The sequence below is a fragment of the Enterobacter cloacae subsp. cloacae ATCC 13047 genome, assembly GCF_000025565.1.
Classification (GTDB): domain Bacteria; phylum Pseudomonadota; class Gammaproteobacteria; order Enterobacterales; family Enterobacteriaceae; genus Enterobacter; species Enterobacter cloacae.
This window is the reverse complement of record NC_014121.1, coordinates 2,131,085-2,142,623: the sequence shown is the minus strand read 5'-3', so window position 1 is coordinate 2,142,623 and position 11,539 is coordinate 2,131,085. Positions and strand designations below refer to the sequence as shown.

The following is an 11,539-nucleotide window of genomic DNA, read 5'->3' as shown; positions in this document are numbered from 1 at the left end:
CAATTTTCACCCGTTCACAATTGCCAGCGTAAACCCATCCCACCCCTTAACCCCGACCGTTTGCAGCGCGGTGGTGGTTAAGCGCGGATTGTCCCCCATCATCTCGATAAACCGGCGAACACCCTGCACGCGCGCGTCGTCGCTTTGGCCGTTAATCACTTCGCCATCGCGCACCACGTTATCGCCGATAATCACCGTGCCGGGGCGGGAGTAGTGCAGCGCCCATTCGAGGTAGCCGGGATTGTTTGGCTTATCAGCATCAATAAAGATCAGGTCGAACGGCGGAACGTCGCCAAAATTTTCCAGAGAAGTCAGCGCCGGGCCTTCGATGAGTTCAATGCGTTGGTTGAGACCGGCAAGCTGAATATTCTGCCGCGCCACGCGGGCATGCGTGGAATCGGCCTCAAGCGTAATCAGCTTTCCGTCCGGCGGCAGGGCGCGCGCCATCCAGATTGAACTGTAAGCACCCAGCGTTCCGATCTCCAGAACGCGCCGCGCCTGCGTCATGCGCACGAACAGTGCCAGCAGTTGCCCCTGATTGGCCGCAACATCGTGTTCGGGGAGTCCGGCGCGCTGGTTGTTTTCCAGTACCTTGCTCAGTACCTCATCTTCAGGAATAAGCGACGAAATCATGAAATTATCAACTGCAGACCACTGTTGTTGCATAAATTGTCTCCTGAGGGGGAATCGCCGGGTGGCGGCTGCGCCTTACCCGGCCTGTGTGACGAAATCCAGGCCCGTTAAGCGCCTTCAGACATTGACCCAACCGCCGCCCAGCGCTTTATACAAATCAATCTGCGCCAGCAGCAGGTTATTTTTCACCTGCACCACGTTGGTTTGCACCGAGTAAAGTGTACGCTGTGCGTCGAGCACATCCAGATAAGATGAATAGCCGTTGCGATAGCGGTTCTGCGCAATGCGCAGCGTCTCCTGGGCCACCTCCTGCTGGGCCAGCAGTTCGCTAAGTTGTTCCTGATAACGCGTAATGGCGTCAAGGCTGTTGTTCACTTCGGCAAACGCATTGCGCACGGTTTTCTCATAGGCGTACAGCGCCTGATTACGCTGCGACTGGGAGATATCCACCTGCGCATTCAGCGCCTGGCGGTTCAGCAGCGGGGCGAGAATACTGCCGCCTGCGCTCCAGAGCTGTAACGGGTTGTCCAGCAGGCCGGAAAGGGTGCGATCCTGAATCGATCCGGTCGCCTTCAGGTTGATCGACGGCAACAGGCTGGCACGCGAGGCAGCAAGGCTGGCATCGGCCGCAATGAGCTGACGCTCCGCCTGAACGATGTCAGGTCGTCGGTTAAGCAACGATGACGGCAGCTGTGAAGGCAGCCTGAGCGGGGTAAGCGTGCTGAAGCTTTCACTGCGCGCCACCTCGCCCGGGTTACTGCCCAGCAGCAGACTCAGGGCATTCTCTTGCTGCGCGATCTGATGCTGCAGCAGCGGCACCTGCGCCCGGGTGGCCCGCAGCTCAGAGTCAGACTGCATCAGCTCCAGGCGCGAACTGTAGCCCGTTTCAAACTGCCGTTTAGCAAGATTAAATGCCTCTTCGCGTGATTTCAGCGTGGATTCGGTGACGCGAAGCTGTTCGTCAAGCGAGAGCAGGGTGACATACCCGGAGGCCACCGACGAGGCGACAGTTAAATCTGCGGCAGCGGCGGCGGCTTTTTGCGCCTCCAGCGAGGCCTGCGCGGCATTGGCCGTGCTGCGGTTGACGCCCCAGATATCCACATCATAGCTGGCGGTGAGGCTGCCTTTGTACAGCGTACTGTATACCGGTAACCCCGTGGCGGCCGATTGCGTCCGGGCGCGGGTGCCGGTTACCCCCGCATCCAGCGACGGAAACAGGCTGCCGTCAGCGGCATAGACTCTTGCCTGATACTCATTGATCCGTTCGCGGGCGATCAGCACGTCGCTGTTATTTTTCAGCGCCTGATCCACATAGCGGTTGAGATTGTTGTCGTGAAAATTTCGCCACCAGAGTTGTTCTGGCGCGCTGGCAGGGCCTGATGCCGCCCGCCACTGGGCAGGAATATGCAGTGACGGTTGGGCAGGTTTTACATCCACCGACTGGCATCCGGCAAGCAGAACGGCAACCAGCAGGCTGGCTAGCGGGCGAAGGGTCATTGCTTCGCCTCCCGCGTATCAATGGTCACCTGAACCGACATGCCAGGACGTAGCAGTGCTGACTCTTCAGGTTTACCCAGCACTTCGATACGCACCGGAATACGCTGGGCGATTTTGACAAAGTTCCCGGTGGCGTTATCCGGCGTGATGGCGCTGAATTCGACGCCGGTCGCCGGGGAGATGCTCTCCACGCGGCCCTGATAGGCTTTGTTATTGAGCGCATCGACGGTAAATTTCACCGGCTGGCCCACGCGCAGCTCCGCAAGCTGGGTCTCTTTAATATTGGCGATCACCCAGTGCTGCGGCGGTACCAGGGTGGTGAGATGGGTTCCGGCCGTCACGTACGCGCCCAGACGCACCGCGATCTGCCCCAGCTGGCCGTCACGCGGCGCCACAATGCGGGTATTTTGCAGGTCGATTTGTGCCAGCTCCAGCGCCGCTTTGGCGTTTTCCACATCCGCCTCCAGCGCACCGCGATTCACAATTACCGTCTGCAGATCCTGGCGCGACATTTCAAGCGTCGCTTTGGCCTGCTCAATATCAGCGCTGCCCTGGGCCGCGCTGGCCAGCGCCGCGTCGCGTTCGCGGATGGAGAGCGAGCCGTCAGCCGTCAGATCTTTCACTCGCTTTAAATCCGCCTGAGTTTTCAGACTCTGGGCGCGGGCATTTTTCAGCGCAGCGTCATTTTTTGCGATGACGGCTTCAGCGCTTTTACGCTGCTGGAGATTGTTATTCAGGGCGGCAATTTTCATCGCCAGCTGCGCCTCGGCCTGATGTACCCGCTGGCGATAGATACGGTCATCAATCTGCAGCAGCAGCTCGCCTTTTTTAACCTGCGCGAAATCCTGTACCTTCACTTCGGTGATATAGCCATTCACCTGCGGGCTGATAAACGTGGTCTGGCCGCGCACGTAAGCGTTATCGGTAAACTGCGCGTGGCGGGTGAACGGCGGGAGCTGCCACGCGTAAAGGATCACCAGCACGCCGACAATACCGATGGCAGCGGCGGTGAAAACGGAAACAATGCGCACATTTTTGCGGGTGTTGGCCTGCTCTTTGGCGGCATCCTGCTGACTCATAAACTCTCCAGAAATATTTCAATTATTTGTTGCCGGTGGCGTTCTTAAGCGCCATACGGGCAGTGATGCGCAGGCGCAGCAAGCGCCATAAAATCCAGACCAGCGTGGCCGCGGCAATACTCGCGGTCAGTAAATAGGTGTCGTTGTAAGCCAGAATGTTTGCCTCAAGGGCGGTCACTGTCTGCAACTGGGTGATCGCCTGCGTGCCCAGCAGGGCGCTGTCGCCAATCAGGCTTTTGTACATCTGGGTATATAGTTGAATCCGCTCGTTAACCAGCGGATTGAGCGTAGTGAGCTGGTCCGCCAGCAGGCTGGAGTGATACTTTTCGCGCCAGGTCTGGAAGGTACCGAGAATAGCCGAGCCCAGCAGGCCGCCGAGGTTCTGGCTCATGCCGAACATTACCGAGAAGCTCACCAGATTACGCGGGTCGGCGATCACACCGCCAATGGCGGCCAGCATCGCGGGGGCGAGGAAGAAGGCACTGCCAAAGCCCAGCAGGAACTGGCTGAGCATCAGTTGATCCGGGCGCGTCAGGTTGTTGGACTGGCTGTCCAGCAGCGAGGCGACAACCATCAGCACCAGGGAGGTGATAATCGGCCACGCCAGTTTGGTCGGCTTAATGGTCAGACAGCTGGTGACGATCCCGCAGACGATCCCGGCAAATATGGACCACGCCAGGTGCGTCATCTGCTCGTTCTGTAACCCCACGTACTGCAGCCAGCCGATGACGCCGGTGTTTTGCTCGGCCAGCACGATGCGGATCAGCAGCATAATCAACCCAAGGCGCACAATACTGCCGCTCGACAGCCAGCGGGTGTTCAGCAGCGGGTTACTGCGGTTATGTTCAAACACGATGGCGGAAACAATCAGCACCAGTGAGAGCGCCAGCGACCAGCCGATCCACGGCGCTTCAAACCACCAGTCCAGACGGCCCAGCGACAGCACCGCGCACAGCAGCGCCATACCCGGTGCCAGTAAAAAGAAGGTGATAAAGTCTTTTTTCTCAAAGACCTTACGCCGATCGCCCGGCGGCAGTTTCAGCGCAATCACGCACGCCAGCGAGATGAGGGCCAGCCCCAGCTCGAAGAAATAGAGCCCGCGCCACTCATCAAGCTGCAACAGCTCGGTTGAAAAGAGTCGTGCCAGCGGAATGGCCAGTGACGAGCCGGTGATGCCAATGGTCAAGGCCTTCAGGCGGTGTTTCGCCGGCCAGGCCTGGATCTGGTAATAAATCCCCAGCGAGCTGAGCGCGGCGGCCACCATCCCGTGCGCGGCGCGCACCATCAGCGCCGAGCTAAGATCGTTGACAAACAGGTGGAAAAAAGTGACCAGCACATACAGCACCAGAAAACCTTCGGTGAAAGCGCGCAGACCGTACTGCTGGCGGAATTTCACCAGCAGCAGGTTAATGGAGATATTGGTCATTACATAGACCGCCGGTAGCCAGGCGATCTCGGTTGACCAGGCGCCGAAGGTGCCCTGCAAATTTTGCAGGTTGGCGGTGACCACCGCATTCCCCAGGGCGCCCGTCAGGCAAACCAGCAGACCGACAACGCCATAGGCAATCCGCTTTGGCGTGCTGTGCTCCGGCGTGGAGGGTGAACCCAGCAGGGCGGGTTTCTCGTGTGGCTGCCACTCGCGAGGAGCATAAGGGTCGCGTTCGGGCAGGCGCATAACGTCGTTTACCTTTGATAAAATGGGAGAATTAACAGGCTGGCGATTCTACGTCTGCCGTAAAACATAATACAAGTGAATATGATTTACGCATGTTAATCAAATGTTGAACTGAAGGTTTTAGGAAAAAGAGCGGCCTTATCTCTGGCACTTTAGGAATCAACGCCTGTTTTGACGCGACAAGTGCGGTACGCTAATCCAAATGCTGTAAGGAGGTTACGATGATACCGACAATTTTTCCCTGTTTGCCCGGCAGCACGCTCAGTGCCGTAAATACGGTTGGGCAGTGGCTGGCGCAGGATGACCTGCAACCGGGTCAGTCCGTGGATATGGTGATTCTGGCGGGGAATGCCGTCATTCCAACCATCGAAGCTGCCTGCCGTCTGGCGGCGGAGCAGGGGGTGCCCATGATCATTAGCGGAGGCATCGGACACTCCACCACTTTTCTCTATGCCGCGATTGCGAAACATCCGCGCTATCACACCATTCCCACCACGGGCCGGGCAGAGGCGGCTATCCTGGCGGATATCGCCCGTCAATTCTGGCAGATCCCGGCCGACCGGGTGTGGGTGGAAGATCAATCGACGAACTGCGGGGAGAACGCCCGCTTTAGCCGCGAGTTAATGAAGCACCATCAATTTGCCCCTGAAAGGGTGCTGGTGGTGCAGGATCCAACCATGCAGCGCCGCACCATGGCAACATTCGCCCGTGTATGTCGGGACGAACCCGTATCGCCGGAATGGGTAAGCCACGCGGGCTTTACGCCCGTCCTGCAAAACGGCGACGATGGACTGGTGTTCAGCGATTCCGGTGAAGGGCTCTGGCCGGTGGAACGCTATTTGTCGCTGGTGCTGGGGGAACTGCCGCGCCTTCGCGACGATGTTAACGGTTACGGTCCGGCAGGACGTGATTTTATTGCCCACGTGACGATACCCGATGAGATTGCGGCGGCGTGGAATATCTTACGCAACGATGTCATTTTGACCGATGCGCTGGTAAGCCGATCTCTGTTGTGAATGTGGACGCAAAAAAATACCGGGCCTGCGTTTGCCGCTGACCCGGTATTGAATAAAGGGCGAAGAGTTACAGATAAACCAGCGTCATGGTGTTCTGGCCGTCCAGTGGGGTATCGTCGGTAATGGCCAGGGTGGAGGTATCCCAAATCACCAGGTTGGTCACGAAGTTAAAGTTAGCCGTGGTGATAGCCAATGGGGTGGTGGTGCCGGTTTCAGCAAAGGCGATGGTCTGGAAAGTATCGCTGCGTGGAATACCGGAATATTTCCAGCTTGTTGCGGACCAGTCGTGGTTATGCCCAATAGGGTCTACAGTTTTACCGTCTGCGGTGGTACCGGTCATCCACATGCCGTAGTTACCGATCTTTTTCCCGTCGTTCGTGAAACCAACGCCATAAGTATAATATTTATTTGTAATATTCTTATTCTTCCCAATATCAACAGGAAGTTGTGCGTTGCTGTCGCTGCGATTATCGGTGATAGTGAAACCTATTTTGGTTGGCGCAGAGCAATTTATGGTCACAGGTATCTGTTTCTGACCGAGTTGATTATGTGAGTTTTCGGATAACTCACCGAGACGAATAAAGCCGTAATCGATAACACCGCCGTTACCCAGCTCAGCAGTACATGCTGCGTTGGTTAATGTACCTTTAACCTTAATAACAGCAGTTCCGGCTGCAAAAGCTGATGTGGTGCTCAACGCGATGGCTGTAGCCAGAATGATTTTTTTCATCCTTGATTTTTCCTTTTCATGAATATAAGACATGCGGGAATGATAAATGAACGCAGCGATGGCGTTCCCATTCACCTGGCGGAAATAATATTGAGTATTGAGTTTTTGGTATATTTATTAAAGTTGAATTTATTTTGTAGAAAAACTAAAGATATGCGAAAGCGACAAAAAAGAAGGCTTTTTATTTGTTGTGTGAATATAACGGGGAAAAGTACCGGTTCAGGGTTACGCTGAACCGGTATAAGCAAATTATATGATTAGAGATATACCAGGGTCATCGTCGCCTGACCGTCGAGAGGAGTATCGTCGGTAATCGCCAGCGCAGTAGTGTCACGAATCGTCAGATTAGTAACAAAGTTAAAGTTAGCTGTGGTGATAGCCAACGGTGCGGTGGTCCCTGTATCAGCAAAGGCGACGGTCTGGAACGCATCACTACGCGGAATACCGCTTTTTTTCCAGATATCAGGATTCCAGTCGTGGTTGTTGACAATCGGGTCTACGACTTTGCCATCTGCCGTGACATCCGTCATCCACATGCCGTAGTCACCAATATTTACGCCTTCGGACGTGGTACCCACGCCGTAAGTATAATATTTCACCGACTGGTTTAAGTTTTTACCGATATCAACCGGCAGCCGCGCGTTGCTGTCGCTACGGTTATCAAGAATGGTAAAGCCCACTTTGGTTGGCGAAGAACAGGTAATGGTGACAGGCACCTGTTTTTGTCCCAAATTATTATTTTCCAGTGCAGAAAGTTCTCCGAGGCGAATATAGCCGTAATCAATGACCCCGCCGTTGCCGATAGAAGGCGTACACGCCGCATTGGTCAACGTTCCGTGTACTTTTAATACAGCGGTAGGTTCTGCGAAAGCTGATGCGCTGGCCAGTGCAATTAATGAAGCCAAAATAACTTTTTTCATTGTTGTTCCTTAACAATTTCATAGGGGGTATTTGTTTTGACAGACCGCTTGCCTGTCTTGTGATTTATATTATTGGGAGTGTTTATGAAATTAAAGCAAGCATATTTAAAACTTCATTTTAGAAGTTCTAATGATAATTAACGTATGATTCAAAAAATTCGTGAATAATTTTATTCTGGAAAACAGATGATGAAGAGTAAGCCATGCGGTAAGGGCGAGCGACGGATGGTATGACCACCCGTCAGCGTTATTAAAGTGCGGCGTATTTATCAAGCGTGCGCACCAGCTGCGTCACAAAGCCATACTCGTTGTCATACCAGGCGACGGCTTTCACCAGTTGCAGTTCGCCCGCCTCGGTCACTTCGGTCTGCGTGGCGTCAAACACCGAGCCAAAGTGCGAGCCAATGACATCTGACGACACAATCTCTTCATCGGTATATCCAAAGGATTTATTCCCCTGTGTCGCTTTTTTCAGTGCGGCATTCACCTCTTCAACGGTGACCTTTTTGCCCAGAATGGCGACCAGTTCCGTTACCGAGCCGGTTTTCACCGGTACGCGCTGGGCATGACCTTTCAGTTTGCCGCTGAGTGCCGGGATCACCAGGCCAATCGCTTTGGCAGCACCCGTGGTGTGGGGAATGATGTTCTCCGCCGCCGCGCGTGAGGCGCGCAGATCTTTCCCGCGCGGACCATCCACCAGCGCCTGGGTACCGGTATAGGCGTGAATGGTGGTCATGGTGCCCACTTTAATCTCAAAAGCATCGTGCAGGGCTTTTGCCAGCGGGGCGAGGCAGTTGGTGGTGCAGGAGGCGACAGAGATAATGGTATCACTGGCGTCAATGGTGTCGTCGTTAACGTTAAACACAATGGTTTTCATCTCACCTGCTGGCGCGGAGATCAGGACCTTTTTGGCGCCAGCATCCAGATGCGCTCTGGATTTTTCTTCCGACGTATAAAAACCGGTGCATTCCACGACGATATCCACCCCAGCGGCTTTCCACGGGATATGTCTGGCCTCTTTCTCGGCGTACACCGCGATGGTTTTACCGTCCACAATCAGCGCGTCTTCGGTGAAATCCACGCTCCACGGGAAGCCGCCGTAGTTAGAATCATGCCGGAGCAGATAGGCCAGTACTTTGGGAGAGGTGAGGTCGTTGATGGCGACGACGGTGTTGCTGTCCTGGGTTTCAAGAAGGCGACGAAGTACCAGGCGTCCAATGCGTCCAAATCCGTTAATGCCAATTTTACTCATGGTTTTCTCCTGTAAACGTGTCGATGCGACAGTTTGAACTTATCCAGGCTTGGACCATGAGGGGCGGGGCAGCAATTGAAGATGCTTCATGCCCCGGGAAGTATTTGAAAATCCATACAGAAAAGTTAATGAATTTTTAAGGAAAGGTCGTTATGTTGGCGCGGTAACTGTTTTTTATCGGAAAATCACATGCGCACTAAATATACAGGCCTGCAAATCGGCATTCACTGGCTGGTGTTTCTGTTAGTTATCGTCGCCTACTGCGCCATGGAGTTCAGAGGCTTCTTTCCGCGTACCGACCGACCACTGATCAATATGATCCACGTCTCATGCGGGATCGCTATCCTGGTATTGATGGTGACACGTCTGCTGGTGCGCCTGAAGTTCCGCGCGCCGCCGATTGAGCCGAAACCGAAAGCGATGATCACAGGCCTTTCGCATCTGGGGCATCTGGTGATTTATCTGCTGTTTATTGCTTTGCCGCTGATTGGCCTGGTGATGATGTATAACCGTGGAAACGACTGGTTTGCCTTTGGCATCGCCATGCCGCACGCGGCGGAATCCAACTTTGATCTGGCTGATGGGCTAAAAGAATGGCACGAGACGCTGGCGAACCTCGGCTATTTTGTCATTGGCCTGCACGCAGCGGCGGCGCTGATGCATCACTATTTCTGGAAAGATAATACGCTGCTGCGCATGATGCCGAAAAAGCGGCAATAGCCCTCAACACTTTTGCCGCCTTTCTCGCCGGGTGGCGCTGCGCTTACCCGGCCTACAAAACCCGTTTTTTATTGCAGCAGAGCACGCTCTTCAGCTGTTAATGCCAGCCCCTGCGTTGACCCGGTCTCTGACGATTTCACCGCCGCTTCCAGTACCGCCATCACCGCTAACGCCTCGACAGGATGAACCGGATTGGCAATCTTCCCGAGCAGAGCATCGCGCACATTAATGTAATACTGGCGCTGATCGCCTTTCGGCGTGGTAATGGTCTGCGGCGCGCCGTCAGCCCCAAAGAACACCATACTGTCGCTGTCCTCACCCCAGGTTTCACTTCCCGGAACGATGCCAGTCAGCAGCTGGGCTTCCTGCTGATCGATACGGGCCTTCACTACGCTGCCCTTATCCCCATGGACGGTAAAGCGCGCGGTACCCCCGGCGACCAGCATGCTGGCGTGCAAAATAACCTTATGATCAGGGTAGTTTAAGACCACATGCGCCCAGTCGTTCACTTCTGCGCCGTCGCGCAGCGTCGCGATATTCCCCTGAACCGAGTGAGGCAGACCAAAGAGCTGTAGCGTCTGGTCGATCAGGTGCGGCCCCAGGTCAAACCACAGCCCGCTTCCCGGTACGTTTTGTTCTCTCCAGCGCACGCGCACTTCCGGGCGGAAGCGGTCAATGTGCGACTCAAACAGTTTCACCTTCCCGAGGGTGCCCTGTGTGATAACGTCCTTAATGCCCAGGAAATCACTGTCCCAGCGGCGGTTGTGGAACACGGAGAGCAGAAGCTGCTTTTCCTCCGCCAGGGCAATAAGATCGCGCGCTTCCTGCATATCGAGCGTGAAGGGTTTATCCACCACCACATGTTTTCCGGCGTTCAGGGCCAGCGTGGCCACCGGAGCATGGGTGGCGTTAGGGGAGGCGATCACCACCAGGTCAATATCCGGGTGCGTAATGGCCTCTTCCGGGGTAGCAACCACCTGCACGTCCGGCAGATCGCGCTTAACCTTCTCCTCATCACGGGAGGAAACCACCGCCAGCGTAAGCCCGTCCACAGACTGGATGAGCGGGGCATGGAAGGTTTTACCGACAAAACCATACCCGATCAGCGCAATGTTGATTGTCTTCATTTTACTCATGACCTTCTCCACGTTAATGAGCGCAAACCGTGACGGGCACGGTGCTCTGGTCCCTAAGCTCAGGCCAGGGACGATCTAAAAACAGTTGATGAATTTCGTCTAACCCGCACACCAGATACGGCTCACAGCGGTTGACTTTCAGATGGTCTGCGACGATCCAGTGCGTCTGGCTGGCGGCAAGCATCGCCCGTTTGACTTCTGCATCGGCTTCCGTCCCGGCACTCAGACCGAGTGATGAATGAAGGGCGCAGGCGCCAAGGATGGCGATATCCGCCCGATACCGTGAAAGCAGGGAGAGGGTGGCACCGCCAGCAAACAGGCGTTGCTTCTGATCCCATTTCCCGCCGAGCAGGATCAGCTCGATATCCTCCCGGTCGCTAAAAGCGTGGGCGATATCCAGCGAGGTGGTGATCACCGTCAGCGGCCCCTGAAGAAAAGAGGCCACCGCCATGACCGTACTGCCCGCATCCAGAAACAGCGTAGAGCCCGGCGGAACCTGCTGTGCCACCTGTTTTCCCAGCCGCTGCTTGGTCGCCGGCAGGAGCGTATTTCTGCCCTGGCGATTCATGGCCGAAAGATTGAGCGCGATAGCGCCTCCGTGGTTCTTCTGCGCCAGCCCTTGTTTTTCGAGGTCCGTGAGATCGCGGCGAATGGTATCCGCAGAGACCTGCAGCTTTTCTGCCAGCTCAGTGATGCTGGCCTGTCCCTGCTCGCTGATGATGTCGAGCACATATTTTTGACGCGCGGTTTTGTGCATGGCAGCAATCCTGCAAAATGTCGCAATAGTTCGCATAATACAGCATTTTGTCGCAGAGAAAAGGGCAACCACACATTAGTTCAGTTGCGTGATAATTGAGCTGTTATTGATTAAATATAAGTGA

Annotated in this window: 11 protein-coding genes; 2 read left to right on the top strand and 9 right to left on the bottom strand. The window is 55.2% G+C overall.

Features of this window, described 5'->3' with window-relative positions; translation table 11 throughout:
- Positions 1-6: 6 nt before the first annotated feature.
- The 4 genes from ECL_RS10275 to ECL_RS10260 all read right to left on the bottom strand — a co-directional run bounded on the left by ECL_RS10275 (position 7) and on the right by ECL_RS10260 (position 4,884).
- A complete protein-coding gene (locus ECL_RS10275) occupies positions 7-666 on the bottom strand; it encodes an O-methyltransferase (RefSeq protein WP_013096704.1) in 660 nt (219 codons plus the stop codon).
- 84 nt (positions 667-750) lie between these two features.
- A complete protein-coding gene (locus tag ECL_RS10270; protein ID WP_013096703.1) occupies positions 751-2,130 on the bottom strand; it encodes an efflux transporter outer membrane subunit in 1,380 nt (459 codons plus the stop codon).
- The gene (locus ECL_RS10265; RefSeq protein WP_013096702.1) at positions 2,127-3,209 is read right to left on the bottom strand and encodes an HlyD family secretion protein; all 1,083 of its coding nucleotides are present in this window, start codon (positions 3,207-3,209) and stop codon (positions 2,127-2,129) included. The genes ECL_RS10270 and ECL_RS10265 overlap by 4 nt, the downstream gene beginning before the upstream one ends.
- 22 nt (positions 3,210-3,231) lie before the next feature.
- Entirely contained in the window at positions 3,232-4,884 is a 1,653-nt protein-coding gene (locus ECL_RS10260; RefSeq protein ID WP_013096701.1) for an MFS transporter, read from the bottom strand.
- Between the two features lie 221 nt (positions 4,885-5,105).
- Here ECL_RS10260 and ECL_RS10255 point away from each other — a divergent pair, with 221 nt between their 5' ends.
- Positions 5,106-5,900, top strand: a complete 795-nt coding sequence (locus ECL_RS10255; RefSeq protein WP_013096700.1) for a YdcF family protein — start codon at positions 5,106-5,108, stop codon at positions 5,898-5,900.
- A 67-nt stretch (positions 5,901-5,967) separates the two neighbouring features.
- Here the strand turns inward: ECL_RS10255 and ECL_RS10250 are convergent, their stop codons facing one another.
- From ECL_RS10250 to gap, 3 genes are all read right to left on the bottom strand, one after another.
- Complete coding sequence (locus ECL_RS10250) at positions 5,968-6,630, bottom strand: DUF1120 domain-containing protein (RefSeq protein ID WP_013096699.1); 663 nt, start codon at positions 6,628-6,630, stop codon at positions 5,968-5,970.
- Between the two features lie 257 nt (positions 6,631-6,887).
- On the bottom strand, positions 6,888-7,550 hold the full coding sequence (locus ECL_RS10245; RefSeq protein ID WP_013096697.1) for a DUF1120 domain-containing protein: 663 nt from the start codon (positions 7,548-7,550) through the stop codon (positions 6,888-6,890).
- A gap of 250 nt (positions 7,551-7,800) precedes the next feature.
- On the bottom strand, positions 7,801-8,802 hold the full coding sequence (gene gap / locus ECL_RS10240; RefSeq protein ID WP_013096696.1) for a type I glyceraldehyde-3-phosphate dehydrogenase: 1,002 nt from the start codon (positions 8,800-8,802) through the stop codon (positions 7,801-7,803).
- 189 nt (positions 8,803-8,991) lie between these two features.
- On the opposite strand from gap, the gene cybB reads away from it, so the two are divergent.
- Positions 8,992-9,522: a cytochrome b561 gene (gene cybB, locus ECL_RS10235; protein WP_013096695.1), complete on the top strand. Its 531-nt coding sequence runs from the start codon at positions 8,992-8,994 to the stop codon at positions 9,520-9,522.
- A gap of 68 nt (positions 9,523-9,590) precedes the next feature.
- On the opposite strand, the gene ECL_RS10230 is transcribed toward cybB, so the two are convergent.
- Complete coding sequence (locus ECL_RS10230) at positions 9,591-10,658, bottom strand: oxidoreductase (protein WP_013096694.1); 1,068 nt, start codon at positions 10,656-10,658, stop codon at positions 9,591-9,593.
- Between the two features lie 13 nt (positions 10,659-10,671).
- Positions 10,672-11,415, bottom strand: coding sequence for a DeoR/GlpR family DNA-binding transcription regulator (locus ECL_RS10225; protein ID WP_013096693.1), 744 nt, complete (start codon positions 11,413-11,415; stop codon positions 10,672-10,674).
- Positions 11,416-11,539: the final 124 nt, after the last annotated feature.

Bases quoted from the DNA above. Each gene is read 5' to 3' on its own strand.
- ECL_RS10275 (WP_013096704.1), bottom strand. From the start codon at position 666: ATGCAACAACAGTGGTCTGCAGTTGATAATTTCATGATTTCGTCGCTT.
- ECL_RS10270 (WP_013096703.1), bottom strand. From the start codon at position 2,130: ATGACCCTTCGCCCGCTAGCCAGCCTGCTGGTTGCCGTTCTGCTTGCC.
- ECL_RS10265 (WP_013096702.1), bottom strand. From the start codon at position 3,209: ATGAGTCAGCAGGATGCCGCCAAAGAGCAGGCCAACACCCGCAAAAAT.
- ECL_RS10260 (WP_013096701.1), bottom strand. From the start codon at position 4,884: ATGCGCCTGCCCGAACGCGACCCTTATGCTCCTCGCGAGTGGCAGCCA.
- ECL_RS10255 (WP_013096700.1), top strand. From the start codon at position 5,106: ATGATACCGACAATTTTTCCCTGTTTGCCCGGCAGCACGCTCAGTGCC.
- ECL_RS10250 (WP_013096699.1), bottom strand. From the start codon at position 6,630: ATGAAAAAAATCATTCTGGCTACAGCCATCGCGTTGAGCACCACATCA.
- ECL_RS10245 (WP_013096697.1), bottom strand. From the start codon at position 7,550: ATGAAAAAAGTTATTTTGGCTTCATTAATTGCACTGGCCAGCGCATCA.
- gap (WP_013096696.1), bottom strand. From the start codon at position 8,802: ATGAGTAAAATTGGCATTAACGGATTTGGACGCATTGGACGCCTGGTA.
- cybB (WP_013096695.1), top strand. From the start codon at position 8,992: ATGCGCACTAAATATACAGGCCTGCAAATCGGCATTCACTGGCTGGTG.
- ECL_RS10230 (WP_013096694.1), bottom strand. From the start codon at position 10,658: ATGAGTAAAATGAAGACAATCAACATTGCGCTGATCGGGTATGGTTTT.
- ECL_RS10225 (WP_013096693.1), bottom strand. From the start codon at position 11,415: ATGCACAAAACCGCGCGTCAAAAATATGTGCTCGACATCATCAGCGAG.